20 protein-coding genes are annotated in these 18,034 nt (G+C 49.1%); 11 read left to right on the top strand and 9 right to left on the bottom strand.

Translation table 11 applies throughout. The annotated features are described in order from the left end of the window. Positions 1 to 42: 42 nt before the first annotated feature. Positions 43 to 2,856, bottom strand: coding sequence for an XRE family transcriptional regulator (locus tag SE18_RS12725; protein ID WP_054534837.1), 2,814 nt, complete (start codon positions 2,854 to 2,856; stop codon positions 43 to 45). A gap of 207 nt (positions 2,857 to 3,063) precedes the next feature. Between SE18_RS12725 and SE18_RS12730 the strand changes: the two genes are divergently transcribed. Further along, positions 3,064 to 3,267 carry a hypothetical protein gene (locus SE18_RS12730; protein WP_054534838.1) on the top strand — a complete coding sequence of 68 codons (204 nt, stop codon included), beginning with the start codon at positions 3,064 to 3,066 and terminating at the stop codon, positions 3,265 to 3,267. Positions 3,268 to 3,323: 56 nt separating this feature from the next. Continuing rightward, the gene (locus SE18_RS12735; protein WP_054534839.1) at positions 3,324 to 3,995 is read left to right on the top strand and encodes a hypothetical protein; all 672 of its coding nucleotides are present in this window, start codon (positions 3,324 to 3,326) and stop codon (positions 3,993 to 3,995) included. 84 nt (positions 3,996 to 4,079) lie between these two features. On the opposite strand, the gene SE18_RS12740 is transcribed toward SE18_RS12735, so the two are convergent. Beyond that, the gene (locus SE18_RS12740) at positions 4,080 to 5,234 is read right to left on the bottom strand and encodes a hypothetical protein (protein WP_054534840.1); all 1,155 of its coding nucleotides are present in this window, start codon (positions 5,232 to 5,234) and stop codon (positions 4,080 to 4,082) included. Between the two features lie 100 nt (positions 5,235 to 5,334). Between SE18_RS12740 and SE18_RS12745 the strand changes: the two genes are divergently transcribed. After that, on the top strand, positions 5,335 to 5,763 hold the full coding sequence (locus SE18_RS12745) for a methyltransferase family protein (RefSeq protein ID WP_054534841.1): 429 nt from the start codon (positions 5,335 to 5,337) through the stop codon (positions 5,761 to 5,763). Here the strand turns inward: SE18_RS12745 and SE18_RS12750 are convergent. Beyond that, positions 5,744 to 6,232: a hypothetical protein gene (locus tag SE18_RS12750; RefSeq protein ID WP_054534842.1), complete on the bottom strand. Its 489-nt coding sequence runs from the start codon at positions 6,230 to 6,232 to the stop codon at positions 5,744 to 5,746. The genes SE18_RS12745 and SE18_RS12750 overlap by 20 nt on opposite strands. 31 nt (positions 6,233 to 6,263) lie before the next feature. Here SE18_RS12750 and SE18_RS12755 point away from each other — a divergent pair, with 31 nt between their 5' ends. Next, complete coding sequence (locus SE18_RS12755; RefSeq protein WP_054534843.1) at positions 6,264 to 7,148, top strand: MBL fold metallo-hydrolase; 885 nt, start codon at positions 6,264 to 6,266, stop codon at positions 7,146 to 7,148. 37 nt (positions 7,149 to 7,185) lie between these two features. Here the strand turns inward: SE18_RS12755 and SE18_RS27500 are convergent, their stop codons facing one another. Then, complete coding sequence (locus SE18_RS27500) at positions 7,186 to 7,362, bottom strand: hypothetical protein (protein WP_160319507.1); 177 nt, start codon at positions 7,360 to 7,362, stop codon at positions 7,186 to 7,188. 64 nt (positions 7,363 to 7,426) lie between these two features. Then, positions 7,427 to 7,603 carry a hypothetical protein gene (locus SE18_RS27720; RefSeq protein WP_170206275.1) on the bottom strand — a complete coding sequence of 59 codons (177 nt, stop codon included), beginning with the start codon at positions 7,601 to 7,603 and terminating at the stop codon, positions 7,427 to 7,429. Positions 7,604 to 7,806: 203 nt separating this feature from the next. Here SE18_RS27720 and SE18_RS12760 point away from each other — a divergent pair, with 203 nt between their 5' ends. From SE18_RS12760 to SE18_RS12780, 4 genes are all read left to right on the top strand, one after another. Next, positions 7,807 to 8,484 (top strand): GNAT family N-acetyltransferase, encoded by a 678-nt coding sequence (locus SE18_RS12760; protein ID WP_054534844.1) that lies wholly within the window; start codon positions 7,807 to 7,809, stop codon positions 8,482 to 8,484. A 50-nt stretch (positions 8,485 to 8,534) separates the two neighbouring features. Further along, positions 8,535 to 9,794 carry a Glu/Leu/Phe/Val family dehydrogenase gene (locus tag SE18_RS12765; protein WP_054534845.1) on the top strand — a complete coding sequence of 420 codons (1,260 nt, stop codon included), beginning with the start codon at positions 8,535 to 8,537 and terminating at the stop codon, positions 9,792 to 9,794. A gap of 550 nt (positions 9,795 to 10,344) precedes the next feature. Next, positions 10,345 to 10,896, top strand: coding sequence for an O-acetyl-ADP-ribose deacetylase (locus SE18_RS12775; protein ID WP_054534847.1), 552 nt, complete (start codon positions 10,345 to 10,347; stop codon positions 10,894 to 10,896). Positions 10,897 to 11,182: 286 nt separating this feature from the next. Beyond that, positions 11,183 to 11,593 carry a hypothetical protein gene (locus tag SE18_RS12780; RefSeq protein ID WP_054534848.1) on the top strand — a complete coding sequence of 137 codons (411 nt, stop codon included), beginning with the start codon at positions 11,183 to 11,185 and terminating at the stop codon, positions 11,591 to 11,593. A gap of 38 nt (positions 11,594 to 11,631) precedes the next feature. Here the strand turns inward: SE18_RS12780 and SE18_RS12785 are convergent, their stop codons facing one another. Together SE18_RS12785 and SE18_RS12790 are read right to left on the bottom strand one after the other, a co-directional pair. Then, positions 11,632 to 12,426, bottom strand: coding sequence for a hypothetical protein (locus SE18_RS12785; RefSeq protein WP_054534849.1), 795 nt, complete (start codon positions 12,424 to 12,426; stop codon positions 11,632 to 11,634). 187 nt (positions 12,427 to 12,613) lie between these two features. Then, the gene (locus SE18_RS12790; protein ID WP_054534850.1) at positions 12,614 to 13,324 is read right to left on the bottom strand and encodes a hypothetical protein; all 711 of its coding nucleotides are present in this window, start codon (positions 13,322 to 13,324) and stop codon (positions 12,614 to 12,616) included. Positions 13,325 to 13,455: 131 nt separating this feature from the next. Between SE18_RS12790 and SE18_RS12795 the strand changes: the two genes are divergently transcribed. Then, entirely contained in the window at positions 13,456 to 13,986 is a 531-nt protein-coding gene (locus SE18_RS12795) for a response regulator transcription factor (protein ID WP_083469884.1), read from the top strand. On the opposite strand, the gene SE18_RS12800 is transcribed toward SE18_RS12795, so the two are convergent. Next, positions 13,961 to 14,806, bottom strand: a complete 846-nt coding sequence (locus tag SE18_RS12800) for a CPBP family intramembrane glutamic endopeptidase (RefSeq protein WP_160319508.1) — start codon at positions 14,804 to 14,806, stop codon at positions 13,961 to 13,963. The genes SE18_RS12795 and SE18_RS12800 overlap by 26 nt on opposite strands. 201 nt (positions 14,807 to 15,007) lie before the next feature. On the opposite strand from SE18_RS12800, the gene SE18_RS12805 reads away from it, so the two are divergent. Both SE18_RS12805 and SE18_RS12810 read left to right on the top strand, forming a co-directional pair. Continuing rightward, positions 15,008 to 15,703 (top strand): aspartate/glutamate racemase family protein, encoded by a 696-nt coding sequence (locus SE18_RS12805; protein ID WP_054534853.1) that lies wholly within the window; start codon positions 15,008 to 15,010, stop codon positions 15,701 to 15,703. An 89-nt stretch (positions 15,704 to 15,792) separates the two neighbouring features. Further along, positions 15,793 to 16,671 (top strand): tetratricopeptide repeat protein, encoded by an 879-nt coding sequence (locus tag SE18_RS12810; protein ID WP_054534854.1) that lies wholly within the window; start codon positions 15,793 to 15,795, stop codon positions 16,669 to 16,671. On the opposite strand, the gene SE18_RS12815 is transcribed toward SE18_RS12810, so the two are convergent. Next, the gene (locus tag SE18_RS12815; RefSeq protein WP_054534855.1) at positions 16,664 to 18,028 is read right to left on the bottom strand and encodes an anaerobic glycerol-3-phosphate dehydrogenase subunit C; all 1,365 of its coding nucleotides are present in this window, start codon (positions 18,026 to 18,028) and stop codon (positions 16,664 to 16,666) included. The two genes, SE18_RS12810 and SE18_RS12815, sit on opposite strands and share 8 nt — an antisense overlap. Positions 18,029 to 18,034: the final 6 nt, after the last annotated feature.

Genomic DNA, 18,034 nt, shown 5'->3' on the forward strand with positions numbered 1-18,034 from the left:
CAGTTGGCTTGATAGAAGATCGCGTTTGTTGACGGTTGGAACTTAGCAATTAACCGCCTGGACTAATGACGGACGATCCCAACGAACAACAGCAAATGGTTGATGCATCTGCAACACTCGTTGCTGCACGCTCGCAGTATTGGGTGCGTTCAATTGAGTTTCGGCCACAATTCGATAGTATTCATAGCCAGTGATTGCTGCTCGCTGAGCCAGTTGCTGCCATTCACGCTGGGCTGTTGCTCGCTCGCCAATTGCTTCGCTAATCAGCGCCGCCAAACAGGCATAATCCAGGGCAGCTTCGCCATTACCTGTTGGCGGCAAGGTTTGGTTCATGAGGCTATAAGCCTGCTCAGCACCGTCGTCGAGCAAACTCAAGAGGAGGGTATGACGTTGCCATGCGATCTGCAAGCCGCTATTCTTTTGGCCATTTGCCAGCGCCGCAAGCTGCTCAAGGCCTTGGCGCGCTGCTGCAAACTCAGCCCGCAAAAGCCAACACAGCACCGCTGTATCGAGCATTGCCCCGCGAAATAGTGGCTCGCCACTAGCCCCAAGCAGCTGCAAATTTTGGATAATCATGTGTTGTGCTTGTTCAGTTTGGCCTAAGGCGAGCAAGGTAATCGCCGTTTGGTTGCGCGAATTGAACCAGCCTTGTTGATCGGCGATCTGTTGTTTGAGCGCACAGGTTTGTTCGAGGGTTGTTAAGGCAAGCTGAGGCTGACCACGCATCAACTGAATAATGGCTTGGGTGTGTTGCATCCGTGCTTGGGCATAGCGATCGCCAATTTGGATTAAGCCAGTTACTGCCTGTTCAATCGTCGCTTCTGCCTGTTTCAAATCGCCTTTGGTATAGTAAATATTAGCGAGGTTGGCCAAGGCCCGCGGGCGCACCCGATCCAAGCGAGCAAGCTTGGTTTGGGCCAACACATCGTGCCAGGTTTGAATACTGGCCTCGATTTCGCCAGTATATTGCTGCACAATCGCTAAGGTTCCGCCAGCCCGTGCCCGAATTTCGGCCAGCGTTGTAATGTGGGTCGCATCAAGTTGGTTGGCCAACCCAATTGCATGTTCGGCGGCTACCCGGGCAGGGCCAAATTGCGATTGCAGCAACAGGGCCTTGCTGAGGGCCATCTGCAATAAGCCATGTAAGCGAATTTCCTCAGCATCAAGGTTGGCAAGTGTTTGTTCGAGCACGCTTTGGGCAGCAGCAGCCTGATTGAGATGGAGCATTGCGCCAGCTAAGCGCCAAACCAAATCCGCTCGTTGGGTTGGTTGCCATGCCACAACCAAGGCTTCGCGATAGATTGCCTCGGCGGCGCTGGCTTGGCTGGTTGCCATTAAAAACTCGCCATAGGTTTGGAGCCATTGCAATAAGCAGCCTGGATGCTGCTGCTCCACACTTGAGCGAATGGTTTGCAACATTTCAGCAGCAGTGCTAGCCAAACCTTGCTGAATCAGCCGATCGCGGTGTTGCTGCAAACAATCCAAGGCAGCTGGAATAGCGGCGGCAGCGATCGCATGCTGGGCGGCACGAATCGGATCAAGTGCTTGTAAGGCATTGGCTAATTGATGGTGCAAGCCTTTGCGGCGTGCAGGTTGACTACGCAGTTGGGAATCCATATAATCTTGAACCAATGGCAAAACAGTGGCATGGCTCGGCGTATCAATCAACTGACGGCGGGTCAAATCGCTCAGCGCTTGGTGCCATTGATATGGCCCATCGACCGCAAAGCTACACTCCATCGGCCATTCAGCGTGCAAATTCAGTGGCTGAGCAGCAACCGCCAAAAGCGTCAGCAAGCGTTCGCTACTACTTGGTAATTGACGAAGCATCTGTTCAAGCACAAAACTGGCAATCTGTGGCTCATCAATCAAATGCTGCAAGCCGGCAGCGTCAATCCCATCAACCAATAAGCCAATCGTTAACCGCAATAACCCAGGATTTGCCTGGGTGCGTTCGATCACATGCTGGCTTGTTTCAACGCCATAATGCTGGAACAACGCTCGAGCCTCAGCAGGCTCAAATCCATGCAAGCCCCAATAATGAAATCCTTGCAAATTGAATTGCTCACGGCTCAGCACCAGCATGTGGCTGTTGGTTTTTTGGGCTAGCTGCTCAAGCATCAGGCGTAGTTGGGGCTGATCGATCAAAAGTTGGGCATTATCAAAGCACAGTAAGGCCGGAATCTGGTGCAAGCCATGGATTAATAGCCCTAGTTGGCGCTCAAAACTCAAGCCAAGCTCGCCATCGTTGGGCAGATGCAGCAATGGTTCAACTTGGCTAGCACCATGGCTCAGCAAAAAAAGTGCCAATTGGCAGATCAAAATCTCGCTTGTAAGGTTAATGGTGGCGGTGAAACTAAACCAAAAGCAGCGCTCGCCCCAACGTTGTGCCAGCTGGCTGGCGATCACCGTTTTGCCAACCCCAGCCAGCCCATTCACCATCAAACAGCGTTCGCTGGCTAAACGTTGCTGAAGTTGACTGGTGGCCTTGCGCTCAATCAAGCAGTTTGGCAACGGTGGCGGTAGCTCAAGCAAACCAAGCTCGCTCTGCTGCTGCTCGATTTTTCTGCTTAGCGTGACATTTGCCCCAACCAATGGCTCGCCGCGGGCTGCCGCTGCTAGCTCCAACAAACGCGCCACACTCGTTGGATCATCATTCAGATCAAGGGCTGGCACTATTAATGCTACCACGCTGGTTAGGTCGGGCAAGCGTTGATTATTTTCCAAGCGCGAGATATGGGCCTCGCTATAGCCCGTCGCAATTGCCAAATCGCGCTGAGTGAGTCGCGCTCTGCGCCGCAGAAAATGGAGCAGTGCTCCGAACGTCGCAAACGAATCGAGCTTAACTGCTGACATGAGAAGCCTCCTCAATGGTGTGGAAAGTGTTCAGGTCACCAAATCGTCATTCATGTGGCATTAAGAGGAGTACGTACTGCGAGTATTTCTCGTTACTTGCTTGAATAAAGGGCAGCTATTTGGCAAGAATTGTCATATTTTGCAGCGTGAAGTTTGCTATGCTAACGCGCAAACAAGCTTGAGCAGCTAAACCAAAGGAGTTGCCCAATGCGCCGAATTGTGCGCCGCACAGTAACCACGGTTACAACAATTACCACGACCATCACGTGGCAAGAAACTGCGACCGATCAAGCAAGCAAGCCTGAAATAAGCCCTGAGCAGCCGCCTAATTTTGAGCAGAGCATTCAAATCGTAAGCAATCACGCAAATTCGTTTGGCCCGCTTGAGGCCGAGCCAAACCCAATTGGGTAATTCGTAGCAAGGTCTAGTCGATTGAACAACTAGACGTTATCGATGGAGAACATTCCATGAGCAACGATCAATATTCCAACCAACCACCAGTTGATCCCAATCAACAACCATATCAGCCCTATAACCAAGCGCCGCCAAATCAGCAGCAACAGCAACCATATCAGCCCTATAATCAACCACCACCAGACCAACAACAACCGTATCAACCCTACCAGCCTTATAGCCAAGGGCCACAAACCCAACCCCAAGGCCAATTTGTCGTGCCCAGTAGCGATCAATTAGTAAGTGGCTTTAAGGGCTTATCGCAAGGGCGGCGCTTGGCAATTGGCGGTGGTCTCGTAGCGTGGATTAGCTATTTCTTGCCCTGGTATCATGTGCGATCAACCCTTGTTAATGTCAATGAAACAGTGAATGGGATAACTGGTTTCTTACCATCGCTTGGCTTTCTCCTGCTCAGTGCTATCCTCGCTAGCTTAATTGCGCCGCTTTTTGGCAAACATATTTATCCGCTAATCCAACGCACTCTTAATCTAACATTCGGTAAAGCAGTTTTTCTTGCCAATGCAGCAGTCTTGGCTATGGCCTTAATTGGTGGCTTGATCGCGAAGCCAGATAATAGTGGCTTTGCAGAGATTGATGCTGGCTTCAGTTTTGGCTTCTATTTGGCAATTTTGGCCTTGGGTGCAGCCACAGCTGGCGGCTGGATGATGCAACAAAATCGCGAATAACCCTCAATAGCGTTTAATCGATTACATTAATCGTATGCCCCAGCCATACTGCAAATACTTGGCTGGGGTATTTGTTTAATCAATTCACGGCTTGGTCTTTTCAGCAAACCCAGCATGCTCGGCATTGGGCAGGCCTAAAAAACCATTGACGGTTGCTGGTCGCCAGGGCAGCCGAAAAGTGCGCAGAATTCGTTCGAGTGCAGCTCGATCTTGTTTGGTAGTTGTGAATAGTTGCTGACCAATCCAGAGCACCACTTTTGCGTGAATATCTGCACGCTCAATCGTCGATTTCTTATAGCGCAAAGCGCCCAAGGCCAGCATTAAGAGTGCTGCAACATCGTAATCGTTCAAGGCTGCATCTTGGCCTTCAAGGTAGGCAAGGCATTGCTCAGCAAGCTGAATGCGCTCACTCAACGGTCGCCGATACAGCATCAAGGCACAATCGAACCAATAGCTATGGGCTAGCCCAAGCGCATTATAGGTTTCAATCAGGCGCAGATTGTTGACGCTGACGGTAGCAATCAGCCATGCATACATTGTTTCAGGAACCTGCTGCGCAGTTTGGGTCATAACGAATGCTGCTGTTAATTTCACCAATGGCTCCTGCGCTTGATCAAATGTCTCGCTCACCCACGCTAGCGCTGCCAGATCGGCGCTCGCCCAAGCAACAAACTGATAGCTCGCCTGTAGCAACGGTCGCTGCTCTGCCAGCGCACATGGCAAAACCGCTGCCCACAACCCGCCATCAACTGCTACACAACAAGCAACAATCCGCAAGATTGTCTGCGCAAACTGCTCATCAGGGTCATGCAACAATGGCAGCAGGTTGGGAAATTCCTCAATAACTAATGCGTAGGGGATTATGCGCGCGCTATCAGCACCATAGTGCGCTCTAAATGTCCCATTATCGTAGACAAAATAGAACCAAGGAGTCCGTGATGGGTGGGCGGGAGCGATGGATTCAACAATCTGCATCACCAAGTCGCTGATGTAAGTTCGCGAGTAGCCCTTAGCCGTAAACAGCTTACTCAGCAGATAGGGAAAGGCCTCCAATCCCGCAGTCGAGACCGAGCGAAAACCCACGAATGGTTTCTCTAACGCTGCATACGCCTTGTCAACCACTGTTGGATCAGGATGAATCAGATTGCGCAGCTGCTGCGCTGTATCAAGCCTATTATGACCAGCATCATAGTGCTGGTAGATCGTACTCCATGGAATGTGGTCAAGCTCATCGCTCATATCTACCTCTCTTGGTTGCTAAGAATATGCATCAATGATTATTGTAGCGCTTCATGCTAAGCTGTGCTAAAAAGCGAAACCTGCGCAGCAAAGGAACTGTATGCAATCGAAAATCTACGTGGCGTTACAATTTATCTGTTTGGGGTTGTTGGCGGCAAGCACACCGTTGTACAATGTACCAAACTTGTGGTTTATTGTGTTTGGGCTGGGCTTTGGCTTGGGCATATGGGCCATGATCAGCATGCGGCTCAATAATTTATCGATTATGCCTGAACTGCTTGTAACAGCTCAATTAACCGTCCATGGTCCCTATCGCTGGATTCGCCACCCAATGTACACTGCCTTGGCGCTCTGTAGCTTGGCGTGGGTGATGGTTGATCCTCGGCTTTGGCGCTGGTTGGTTTTGGCAATGTTGCTAATCGATTTGTGGCTCAAAGCGCGTTACGAAGAGCAATTGCTCATCCAGCGCTTTGCCAATTATGCTGTCTATCAACAACGCACGAAGCGCTTTATTCCGTGGCTGGTGTAGCCAACACAACCACATCGGGATAGCGCGGATGAACCTTCAGGCTAAGGTATTGGTTGCGGCGTGGCGTTTGGGCATTATGAAGATAACGATAGAGCGTTACTTGGCGAGTTGGCTGATTGGGCTGATTAATTTCAACCTGCAACCGATATTCGCGTTCGGTAATTCGATTTGAAAAGCCCCGCGCACGGCGATGTTTCCAGCCAGTTGGTGCAACATCGACGATCCGGCCTTGCACCAGCAGGCCAATTTTTTCTGCTTCGCGATAACGTGGTGGCTTGAGTGCCCAACGCGTCGCCACATATATTCCTATTCCAAAACCTACACAGCCAAGCACCGTTACAACAATAAAGAAGGTTGGATATTTGCGGGGATCGATTACAAAAATTGAGCCAATGTTGAAAATTAGATACCCAATAATCGTACCAAGCATCGCCAACATCAACCGCCCAGCCGTTTGCGACGAACCCATATTAGCCTCACTTATTGGAGAATGAAACTCAATGGTTGCGCTCGATCAATTACAACCCTTAACTGAACGAACGTTTTGGTTGCCCGCTGATAGCCGCACCGATCGCCCAATGTTGGGCTTAGTGGTGGGCGATCGCGAGTGTTTATTAATCGATGCAGGCAATTCGCCCGCTCACGTTGGCTTATTATGCCAAGCGATTCAGGCCCAAGGCTTACCGCAACCAACGAGCCTCGCCATCACTCACTGGCATTGGGATCATGTGTTTGGCATGGCAACCCTCAACTTACCAAGCTACGCCTCGCAGGAAACCGACCGCATTTTGCGCGTGTTGGCAACCCTCGATTGGGGCGATGCAGCTTTGGATCAACGGGTTGAGGCTGGACTAGAAATCGCATTTTGCCGCGATATGATCAAGGCCGAAATGCCCGAGCGCAGCCAGTTGCAGATTGTGCCAGCAACCAGCACCATCGCCCAGCAATTAAGCCTTGATTTAGGTAATTGTTCTGCCGAATTAATCGTCGTTGGTGGCGATCATGCCCACGATTCAATGATTGTGTTTGTTCCAAGTCAAGCGGTAGTCTTTTTGGGCGATTGTATCTACGACGACCTGTATCATGGAGCAAGACGCTTAACCAGCAGCCAACTTTTCCCTGTATTAGATCGTTTATTGGCTTTTCCAGCCAAATATTATTGCGCAAGCCACCATGGCCAGCCACTAACGCGGGCTGAATTTGAGGCCGAAGCTCAGCTTTTACGCCAAATTGGCACCATCGTAATCCAGTTTGGCCCTGAGCCTGAGCTAATTTTGGCCCAAATTAGCCAACAATTCGATAACCTATTAACCGAAGATCATCATGCAATTATGGCAGCATTTTTGGCAGGCTTGGCGCTGCCCGAAGTTGCGTCGATTTATTAAACAAAAAGCGTGCTGGAGCTATCCAGCACGCTCAGCTTTAGGCTTGTTCGGATTTAACCTCGTGCACAGCCTCAAGCGAATAATCCAATTGATCGATATGTGGTGGCTCTTTGGCTTTTTGAACGATGATGCTAGCGCGTTGCCACAATGTTGAAATTGCTTTGGCCAAGCCCACCAAACCTAGCCCAGCCACAATCGCGATAATAATCGGCATTGTGCCTCCAGCCTACAATTAAACAAACGGCGTACTGAAAGAAATCCAGTACGCTGTTGTAGATTTATTGATCTTCGGCCTTCACCTCGCGGCCTTGATCCATCGAATAATGACCATGATCGATGTGAGGGGCTTCGCCAGCTTTTTGCACAACGACCCCAATTTTGAGTAGCAGCATAATCAAACCACTAATGCTGATTAAGCCCAAAATAACGAAACAGCCAATCCAAAACAGTGACATACACAATCCTCCTATAGTATTCCGGTCAATGCGTGAGCGCTAGAACTCACCCAAGCTCTAGCCCGTCAATCCGACCAATAGTGCTTGACGAGCGATCCGAGCGGGTGTAGAATGCGCCTAGCTAACGTGCCGGATCAACGTTGATTGTGGTACGCTCCAATCATCCGTGCAGGTTGCACGGTTTTTTTGTTTGGAAAATATCAATGATTGTACCATCACCGCAAATCCGTGCAACGGTGCCTTTCCAATTAGGCGACTTGGCTTTGACAATTCGTCCGGCCATGATGGATGATCTTGGGCCAATGCTGCAATTGCAGGCGCTGGCATTTGCCGATAAATTTAGCTCGGCTTTTGGCAAGCGCGGGGTGCAACGCGGCGTTGCGGCCTTACATCAATCGCATCAAATGCAAGGGCCAAGCAGCTTACAGGGAATGTACGTCATGTTAGCTGGCAGCGAAATTGTAGGCACAATTACGTTGCGCACAATCGAGATGCGCCCAGACGATGTTGGCTTGGTTGAGCAAGCGTTTTTACGCGAGCTTGGCGCTTGGGGCGCGTTTCGTGCTGTCCATGCGCTTTCGCAAATCGACCATCGAATTGGGCGGGATGAAGGTTTTATTAGCGACGTTGCGGTTGCTGAACGCTATCGCCGCCGAGGCATTGCCCAAGCCATGATGCAACATAGCATGACCATTGCCCGTGAACTTGGCAAACGCAAACTCGGCTTATACGTCAGTGCCTCCAATCATAACGCGCGCGCTTTATACCGTAATTTGGGCTTTAGCGAGGGCGAGGTGCGCCGCTCATGGTGGAACGCCCTGTTTCTCGGTGAACGCCGCTGGATTTATATGTCGTATAATCTTAGAGAGACTTCCGCATAACCGAGGAGCCTCTTTTGATCAAAGGCGATCAATTAGAAAGGAACAAGTCAATGGCTGACTCTCATCGCAACGCATTCGAGAACGCTCAGCGTCAATTCGATCTCGCTGCTGAAAAGCTGAATCTCGACCAAAGCTTGCGTCGAGTTCTTCGCGTCCCTCAACGTGAATTAAGCGTCAATTTCCCAGTCAAGATGGACAATGGTGAGATTCAAGTGTTTAGCGGCTATCGCGTCCAACACAACGTCTCACGTGGCCCAGCCAAAGGCGGGATTCGCTATCACCCAGCAGTCGATATCGATGAAGTTCGCGCGCTCGCGATGTGGATGACCTGGAAATGCGCACTGGTAAATATTCCCTATGGCGGCGCAAAAGGTGGGGTCATTGTCGACCCAACAAAATTATCCCAAAGTGAATTAGAACGATTGACGCGGCGTTTTGCAACCGAAATTAGCATTTTGGTTGGCGCTGAAAAAGATATTCCAGCTCCCGATGTTGGCACCAACGGCCAAGTGATGGCTTGGTTTATGGATACGATCTCGATGCATCGTGGCTACACTGTGCCTGCCGTGATTACGGGCAAGCCAGTTGAAGTTGGCGGTTCGTTGGGGCGGGTCGAAGCTACTGGGCGCGGGGTTAGCATTGTGGCCCGCGAAGCAGCCAAACACCTTGGCTTGCGCATCGAAGGCGCAACCGTGGTTATTCAAGGCTTTGGCAATGTGGGTAGCGTTACCGCCGATATGATGCAGCGCATGGGCAGCAAAGTGATTGCAGTCAGCGATGTTTCTGGCGGCTACTACAACCGCAATGGCCTGAATATCCCCGAAATGATTGCCTATACCAAGCAAAACCGTTCGCTCGAAGGCTATCAAGCAGCTGGCATCGAACGGGTCAGCAACCAGCAAATTCTCGAACTTGAGTGCGATATTTTGGCTCCTTGCGCCTTGGAAAACCAAATTACCGAGGAAAACGCTGGCCGGATCAATTGTAAATTGCTGGTCGAAGGCGCAAACGGTCCAACTACTCCCGAAGCTGATGATATTTTGTTTGAACGCGGCATTTTCGTCGTGCCCGACATCTTGGCTAACGCTGGCGGTGTGACAGTTTCCTACTTCGAATGGGTCCAAGGCTTGCAAGAATTCTTCTGGACCGAAGAAGAAATTAACAACAAGCTTGAGCGCATCATGCAGCACAGCTTTGAATCGGTGTTGGCCCAAACGCTGAAACACAAAGTTTCAATGCGCATGGGCGGCTATATGGTTGCTGTGGCCCGCGTTGCCGAAGCAACTCAAATCCGTGGCATCTACCCATAAACAATCCTGGCAGCTCCTCGCTCATGCACATGGGCGAGGAGTTTTATGTTTAAATATCAAGGATGAAGGATGAGGGATGAAGGCAAAAATCAAAAGTCAAAAAAGAACAGAGAGCATAGGATTAGGGGTCGGGGGTCGGGGACTAGACGAGGGCAAACGCAACCTTCGTGCTCTTCGTGCGCTTCGTGGATCAGCTTTTAACGCAGCGGCGCAGAGAAGCGATGGATATGGGCTATGGGCTTTTGGCTATGAGAAATTAATAATCTGCGCCAATCTGTGGCTAAAACGTCCTTCGCGATCTTCGCGGTCTTCGCGGTTTCATTCCCTTCGTGTCCTTCGTGTTCTTCGTGGATCGATCTTAACGCAGAGGCGCAGAGAACGAGGGCTATTGGCAGTAGACTTTGGGCTGGCAAGAACATAATCCTAAGCATCTGTGCCAATCTGTGGCTAAAAATACTCATTCGTGTAATTCGTGAAATTCGTGGCTAAAATACTTAATCTTCGTGTCCTTCGTGCGCTTCGTGGATCAATTAATGAGAAGGAGCTACCAATGACTTCACGGATCGAAATTCTCCAAGGCGATATTACGAAATTTACAGGCGCGGCAATCGTTAATGGTGCCAATGAATGGTTGCTTGCAGGCGGCGGCGTAGATGGAGCGATTCATCATGCTGCTGGTGACGAATTACAGGCTGAATGCGATCAATTAGGTGGTTGCGAAACTGGCCAAGCCAAAATCACCAAAGGCTACCGTTTGCCCGTTCGCGCCATTATCCACACAGTTGGGCCAGTTTGGCAGGGTGGCAACAAACACGAAGCTGAATTATTGAGCGCCTGCTATCAAAATAGCCTTGAACTTGCCGCCAAGCACCAGCTCGAAACTATCGCCTTTCCCGCAATTAGCTGTGGCATTTATGGCTATCCGGTCGAATTAGCCGCACCGATTGCCATCCACACCGTCACCAACTTCCTAGCAACCAATGCCATCCCCAAAAAAGTCACCTTCATCTGCTTTGAATCGGCAATCTATCACGCCTACTGCACCGCGTGGGCTGCCTATCAAGCTAGCCAAAAGCACGCAACCCATAGTACAGAGCTATAGCTAGAGCGCCAATCAATTAATCAACCAAGTACCAGAAGCAGTACTAGACCGCGGGATATGGACAGCTAGGAAGGTTTCTAAATGGCGTTCCCGTCATTCTCGTAGTACTGACCTAACCCGAATTGGGGCCAAAAATCCCTTGATTTATCAGCATTTCTCATGCAAAATTAAAGCCTAATCTGTATCTAAATAGATGTGGGATAAATTTCAGCCAGAAAGACCTTTTGAGACTACGTTATAGCTTCTGACAAGCATGCCTTGGTGGCACAAGGGAAAGGACAAGCAAATGATCCTATATCGACCTGTTGGGTTACAAGAATTAACGTTAATTGCACAAGCGGGCTATCGTTCATTCCCAGCACAATTGGCCGAGCCACCAATTGCTTATCCAATTCTCAACTTGGATTATGCGAGCCACGTTGCCAAAGATATTAAAACCCGCGAAGTTAATGCTGGCTATGCAGGTTTTGTGGCCGAATTTGAAATTAGCGAGCAATATGCCCGCCAATTTGCAGTCAAATCGGTTGGCCTGCGCCACCGCCATCGCGAGCTTTTAGTCCCAAGCGAAGAATTCCACAATTTCAATACCCGCATTCTTGGCCATATCAAAGTTGTTGCCGCCTTCTATGGCAAGCTTTTTCGCGGCATGGTCAACCCCACAACCGAGCTACCAACCTTTATCTCGCCAGTGTTGTAACGAATAAGGCCCCTACCCAACGAGGTAGGAGCCTTCGTTTATTCATGAAAAGCGCCAACTGGTAAAAAATCAAGATACTTCAGCACCGCTCCATCATCAAGGAATGGCGGTGAGAAGACTTGAAGCGGCAAAATTAATTGTTGGCGTGGGTTTTGCGCCTGTTGATAGCTCATCAGCGGTTGAATGACCAAAAACTCGGTTGGTAATTGCTCAATTCCATGCAGTTGGAAAAAAATAGTTTGGGTTTGTTGCGGTTGAAGCTCAATTGTTGCGCTGACTAAAGTTGGAAGCGGCTGTGGTGGAGCATCACCAAGCACTGGTTGCAGCGCAACTGCTCCATCTTGTGCCAAATGCAGGCTTGCAGAAAGCGTATAGGTCGAGCTGCTGATCGTGCTATCAAACACCCGAATCGATTGATCAGTTGGATTAATTAATTCAACCTCAAAACGCTCTGGTTTGCCAACCGTCAGCACACTATGACTACCCATTTTGAGCGGCGCAGTTGGCAAATCAAGAATGTTTAGTTCCCAATCGCCAACGTTCAGCGTTTGCTCACGTTGCTGTTCATCAAGATAGCGCACTTGGTTAAACCGATAAATACCTGGCTCAAGCCCATCAAGCATCGCCAACACTGAAAAAAAGCGATAGTTGGTTGTGGCTGGCGATGGAGTAAGTGTGACCGATTGGGTGGATAATTCGCCATGATCACTCAACAAGGTTAATTGATTGAATTGAATTTCGCTGCTCCGCCGCGGTTCGCCCACATCAATAAATGCTAGCTGAATTGGCACAACTTCATGGGCTTTCGCGCTGATTAATCCAATAAATTGCACTGCATAGCGCCCAGATCTATACCAAGCATCGTTTGATGCCTGGGTTGCACAACCACTTAATAGAAATATAGATAGAATCCATATTCGTATAAAACGTAACATTATGCCTCCTGTTAAAGCAGTTTAGGCATTGTGATTATCTTAAATTCAAGATAATCACAATGCCTAAAATTAGTTTTACTTTGAACTAAAAAGGTACTGACTTAAAGATTCTGGTATACCATTGGCCTGCCCATGCCGTTCCATCTTCACGATGCGAGAAGAAACATGTGCCACCGCCAAGGATTGCACAGGTGTACCAGTCTGTATGCACATTCATATCGGTAATATGGTAAAAATCATCATATTTGACGACTTTGCGCTCGCCAGCCGCCACAGGAAAGCTATAGGTAAATGTTTGGCTTGATGAATACGTTACATCATAGCCAACTGTGCCTTTAATCGGTGCTTTATCAAAGCCAATACTCACCCCAAATTTATGGCTCCATGTTTGCGATTCTGAGGCCGATAAAGTACACGGCCCGACACAACCACGCCCTAAATCAATTATATAAAAACCATCCCAACGGCCAGTAATTGCATCAGCAAAATGAAAATGCATTGCTGACGCAGCATGATTCGGTTGATCATTGGCACAGTCTGAATTTAATCGTTCATCATGTTTGATCCACGTTGGGCCGCTAAATGCTTCTTCTTTGATTTCGCGACCAGTTGTGGGCGATTTTCCTAATGCAGGCGTTGGGAGTTCAGCATTAATCGGCACTTCATGATTATCACAATCACTTTGGATAATTTGATTTGATTGAGGCAATTCATTTGCCTCAATCGAAACTGGATTCAGCGAAAATAAATTGAACATCAGGAACAAGCAGCTGAGCAATCCTAACTGTTTCATCATCGAAGCCTTCCTCACTACATACACTATTGTCAGTATTGAGCAATAGTTAAGTAGTATGTTATAGTGGTGGCAGCATCCTCGCTAGCGTACAAACACCTAATTTTTAATGTTAATTTAATGGTGAGGTTGTGATGAGAGATTATCTTCAGATTACCATGTGTGCTGAACATGGGTTTGCAGCAACATTATGGCTTGCCCTGTTATCAGACATTTTCCATATTCAATATCATTTGATCGATGATCTTCAACATATTCCAACGCAAACTGATATTCTTTTCATCTTTAACAAACCTTCAACAGCCTTTCTGAAAATCAAACAATATCGTATTTATAGGATCAACGATTGGGATTTAAATGCATTGCTCAACGAGCTAATTGCAAAATACAGTTATTTTTGCAAATTCGATTATCAAACAATTAAAGAATTCACTAAAAGAGAATATAGTATCTTTATGGAAATCTGTGCTGGCTTGAGCAATCGCATGATCGCCGAAAAATTTCAACTGAGTGAACGAACTGTTGAAGGGTTTGTTGCCAGAATCTTACAAAAAACCGGACTTAAAAATCGCCATGAAATTATTGTGTTTTACTATAAGTTTATTTATCCAATTAATCGAATTATTAAACGTGATGATTTTATTGGAAAATATCCCGTTTTATAGCAATATAGACTCCAAAACCAATCACAATTACTAAACCTAGCCCAAATTCATCGATCACATACGGCGTGACGCTATTTTTGCTGGTCAGTGGATTAAAAACGGTTTGGATAAAAATGTTATGGCTAGCATGCAACAACACTGCTGGCCAAACACTGGCTGTTTTCATGCGCAGCCACATCAGCACAAAACTCAGGCCGATGACCAAACCGGTAAAACAGAGCAAGCCAAACCACAATGGCGCGCCAGCATTGTTGTATTCGACCAGCAAAATTGCTGGATAATGCCAAATTGCCCAAATAATGCCGCTAATGGTGGCAGTTGCGGCGAACGAATAGCGTTTCAGCAACTCTGGCACCAAAAAACCGCGCCAGCCCAGTTCCTCGCCAAAAGCTAGCAAGGCCGAGCGCAAAATGCCCACGCTTGCAGTTTCGGCCAGATAGGCCCAGAATGCGCCGATTGTCAGCGGCGTGGCTAAACCAACGTGGGTTGCCAAGGCTTGCAACGAAAACCCGCCAATGCCACTCAGCCAAACCACGCCATACACCAACAAGCCATAAGCCAACGGCAAACCATAACTTAGCAATAAATCTTTGGCGGGTGCGACATTCCAACCTAAGCCTTTTAAATTGCGTTCAAAGCATAATTGGGTGCTGATTGCGGCCAAGGCTGGGCTAAATATTACGCCGAAGCCAAACGCCGCTTGCGGATTGGGGCCAACTAAAAAAGCGTAGCAAATCGTGGTCAAAACGGTGGTTATGAACAAAAATGTGATAATTTTTGGGCCTGATTTGGCTGCTTGGGCTGATTGAAGCTGGTTCACAAGCAATGCTCCTACGTTCAAAAAATGCATAATTTGAGCATAGGTGTGAGCTGTCATAAACCAATCCCAAGTTTGTTGTAGAACTGTCGCAAAAGCGAGGCTGCCAACACTGAGCAAAAAGCGCGTATGATAGGCGGCGTAGCATATGGCCAACCAACCATTGCTCCAATTGGGTTTGAACTTAGTGCGAAGGAGCATTGTATGAAAACGATTGGCCTGATCGGTGGAATGAGCTGGGAATCGAGTGTCAGCTATTATCAGGTGCTCAACAACACAATCAAGCAGCGCTTTGGAGGCTTACATTCGGCCAAATGTGTGCTCTATTCGGTCGATTTTGCCGAAATTGCCGCCTTGCAAAAAGCCGATCAATGGGAAACCGCTGGTGAGATTTTGGCTCAAGCTGCCCGCAATTTGGTTGCTGCTGGCGCAGAATGTATTGTGCTTTGTACCAATACAATGCACTTAGTGGCGACGGCGATTGAGCAAGCAGTTGAAGTGCCATTTATCCATATCGTCGATCCAACCGCAGCCGCGATTCAAGCCCAACAATTGCGGACGATTGGCTTGCTTGGTACACGTTTCACGATGGAGCACGATTTTTATGCTGGGCGCTTGCGCGAACGTTATGGTTTGGGAGTCGTCACGCCTGGCTTAGAACAACGCGATGAAGTGCATCGGATTATTTTCGATGAATTATGCCTTGGCAAAATCGAAGCGCACTCAAAAGCCTATTATTTAGCAGTCATCAACGATTTGGTGGCAGCTGGCGCCGAGGGCATTATTTTGGGCTGTACCGAAATTGGCTTGTTGATTAACCAAGCTGATTGCGCTGTGCCGCTCTTCGATACAACGCTGTTGCATGGCCAAGCAGCAGTAGCGTGGAGCTTAGAAAAATAGCACAAATTTTTCAAGGTTGTGACACTGATTGTCACAACCTTGAGCGATACTTAACCCCGATACGAGTATATGTAATAAGGGGTTGAGCTATGGCAACAATCATGACGGCGCAACGGCAGGAACGACGACATCTAACCACGGGAATACGGGTTGGTCGGGCGGTGATGCTCATGCCAGAATTGGTGGTGTTTCCAGCGCTCTGTGGCTTGTACTTTTTAACCAATCAAGCAGTTGGCGTGGCTTTGCTCAGCGAGCTTTTGATTGGCTTATTCGTTGCTCGCATCGCCTTAGTTTGGTACGCAGGCCGGGCTTGGTCGCATGGTTCGTATGCCCAAGCAGAACGCTTGGTCTTGTGGTCACTGCGCATTTATCCCGATTCTGCTGACGCTTGGTTGGCTATGGGTTCGATCCAATTGGCCCAAGGCGAAACCGAAGCCGCGATCAAAGCCATCGAACGTGCTGACCAATTGTATCCCTTTCATGCACCGATTTATTTGGAAATGAGCCGTGCACTCGCTGCCCATGGCGATTGGAACGAAGCCCGCCATTATGCCAGCATGGCCTTGGTGTTGGATGAGCAATTGGCCTTGAGCTATAGCCACAATGCCTTGTTGAGCTTGCATTTTGACGAAGCCAGCCAAACCACCAAACAATGGATCGAGGCAGGCTTGGCCTTAGCGCCGCATGTCGCCGCCAAAGCCAGCCTGTATGTCGCGCGCGCCGAATTGGCATTCTTGGCCAACGAGGAGCGCCAAGTTCAATTGGCCTTGGATCAAGCAGAATTGCTCTTGAATGGTTGCCCAATTCCCCAACAAGCAGAATTACTCTATCGGATCGGCCAACTCCAACGCTCGTTAGGCCAAGTTGATGCAGCCCGCGCCAGCTTTGAACGGATCGAACATTCAGACCGCGAAGGCGGCTATGTCCATGCAGCATGGCGAGCCAAAGTTGAAACCAGCGTTATTTAAGTTGGCGCTGTTGATCAAAGCGGCGATAGGCCTCGGCTAAAAGCTCCACGGGATGGCGGGTTTCCAAACCCGTCCCGTGGCTAATTTGCCAACGACAGGTTTCGCTATCACAGAGCACCGTATCTGCAGCATGGGCGTTGGCCCACGCAAACAACGGCTTGCCCACATCCATCGCAATCCCATATTTTTCGGTTTTCAAGCCATACGTTCCGGCGATGCCACAACAAGCAGCTTGGCTACGATCAATCTTCAAGCCTGGAATATGCGCTAAAATATCACTCGCTGGCAGGCCAATGCGATGGGCTTTTAATTGACATGGCGGATGATAGGGCAGCGTTTCCTCAATCGCTCCCAAGTTGCGATCAAATTCCCCTGCTTGGTCGAGCAAGCGTAAATATTCAAAAATATCATAGGTTTGTTCGGCCACCAACTGAACCTCAGGATCATGCCAGCCCAACAATTCGGGCGCTTCGTCTTTGAGCGTCAAGGTACAACTGGTCGAGGTTCCAATCACCACATAACCTTGGCGAATCCATGGCAACAGTGAACGGACATTGGCAGCGTGATAGCGCCGCGCAGCATTAAACTCGCCATTCGAAAGCATGGGCAAGCCACAACAGCCTTGATTGGCTAAAACCACCTCACAGCCATTGCGGTTCAAAACCTCAAGCGCAGCTTTGCCAACGTGTGGCTCGTAATAATTGGTTGAGCAGCCATGAAAATAGACCACTTTGCGCGAAATTGTTGGCACAGCTGTTTGCTGGTGGGCTTGATTTTGGATCAAGCGCCGTTGTTCGAGCGGCACCAGCGCGGTGCTGCTGAGCCACGAACGCAGGCCATACGTCCAACGCAAGGGTGTAGCAGCGCGGGGCAGATGCTTGCGCGCCCAACCGCGCAACGTGTAGCCAGCCCACTGTGGCAGCGGCGCACGTCGATCGATTTTAAACAGCTTTTCGATCAACCAACGAATTGGCCGATTGGTCATCGTCCAGTTGGCGAGCGGCGCGAAAGGTGTACCAAGCATGCCCAGCAACTCCGAGCGCCCAAGCATGCGATTGCGCAAGGGCAAACCGTTTTCGCGCACCATCTGCGCTCGCGCTCGGGCGTTGAGTTCGGCGATTGGCACGCCAGTTGGGCAAACCTCGTTGCAAACTCGACAGCCAGAGCAATAATCGACCGAATGATCGGGCGAGTGTTCAGCCTGATCGTGTCGGAAGCGAGCTGCTTGCGGGCCAACATATTTGGGGCCAGGAAAGAGATCAGTCACCGCTGCAACCGGACATGCAGTAGTGCAGATATTACATTTAATACAAAAATCGAGCGATTGCTCCAAGCGAATTGATAATCGATCATCCATAACAAC

This window comes from Herpetosiphon geysericola, from assembly GCF_001306135.1.
GTDB classification, from domain to species: domain Bacteria; phylum Chloroflexota; class Chloroflexia; order Chloroflexales; family Herpetosiphonaceae; genus Herpetosiphon; species Herpetosiphon geysericola.

Excerpts from the sequence above, each read along its gene's own strand:
- SE18_RS12725 (WP_054534837.1), bottom strand. The coding sequence starts at position 2,856 with ATGTCAGCAGTTAAGCTCGATTCGTTTGCGACGTTCGGAGCACTGCTC.
- SE18_RS12730 (WP_054534838.1), top strand. The coding sequence starts at position 3,064 with ATGCGCCGAATTGTGCGCCGCACAGTAACCACGGTTACAACAATTACC.
- SE18_RS12735 (WP_054534839.1), top strand. The coding sequence starts at position 3,324 with ATGAGCAACGATCAATATTCCAACCAACCACCAGTTGATCCCAATCAA.
- SE18_RS12740 (WP_054534840.1), bottom strand. The coding sequence starts at position 5,234 with ATGAGCGATGAGCTTGACCACATTCCATGGAGTACGATCTACCAGCAC.
- SE18_RS12745 (WP_054534841.1), top strand. The coding sequence starts at position 5,335 with ATGCAATCGAAAATCTACGTGGCGTTACAATTTATCTGTTTGGGGTTG.
- SE18_RS12750 (WP_054534842.1), bottom strand. The coding sequence starts at position 6,232 with ATGGGTTCGTCGCAAACGGCTGGGCGGTTGATGTTGGCGATGCTTGGT.
- SE18_RS12755 (WP_054534843.1), top strand. The coding sequence starts at position 6,264 with ATGGTTGCGCTCGATCAATTACAACCCTTAACTGAACGAACGTTTTGG.
- SE18_RS27500 (WP_160319507.1), bottom strand. The coding sequence starts at position 7,362 with ATGCCGATTATTATCGCGATTGTGGCTGGGCTAGGTTTGGTGGGCTTG.
- SE18_RS27720 (WP_170206275.1), bottom strand. The coding sequence starts at position 7,603 with ATGTCACTGTTTTGGATTGGCTGTTTCGTTATTTTGGGCTTAATCAGC.
- SE18_RS12760 (WP_054534844.1), top strand. The coding sequence starts at position 7,807 with ATGATTGTACCATCACCGCAAATCCGTGCAACGGTGCCTTTCCAATTA.
- SE18_RS12765 (WP_054534845.1), top strand. The coding sequence starts at position 8,535 with ATGGCTGACTCTCATCGCAACGCATTCGAGAACGCTCAGCGTCAATTC.
- SE18_RS12775 (WP_054534847.1), top strand. The coding sequence starts at position 10,345 with ATGACTTCACGGATCGAAATTCTCCAAGGCGATATTACGAAATTTACA.
- SE18_RS12780 (WP_054534848.1), top strand. The coding sequence starts at position 11,183 with ATGATCCTATATCGACCTGTTGGGTTACAAGAATTAACGTTAATTGCA.
- SE18_RS12790 (WP_054534850.1), bottom strand. The coding sequence starts at position 13,324 with ATGATGAAACAGTTAGGATTGCTCAGCTGCTTGTTCCTGATGTTCAAT.
- SE18_RS12795 (WP_083469884.1), top strand. The coding sequence starts at position 13,456 with ATGAGAGATTATCTTCAGATTACCATGTGTGCTGAACATGGGTTTGCA.
- SE18_RS12805 (WP_054534853.1), top strand. The coding sequence starts at position 15,008 with ATGAAAACGATTGGCCTGATCGGTGGAATGAGCTGGGAATCGAGTGTC.
- SE18_RS12810 (WP_054534854.1), top strand. The coding sequence starts at position 15,793 with ATGGCAACAATCATGACGGCGCAACGGCAGGAACGACGACATCTAACC.
- SE18_RS12815 (WP_054534855.1), bottom strand. The coding sequence starts at position 18,028 with ATGGATGATCGATTATCAATTCGCTTGGAGCAATCGCTCGATTTTTGT.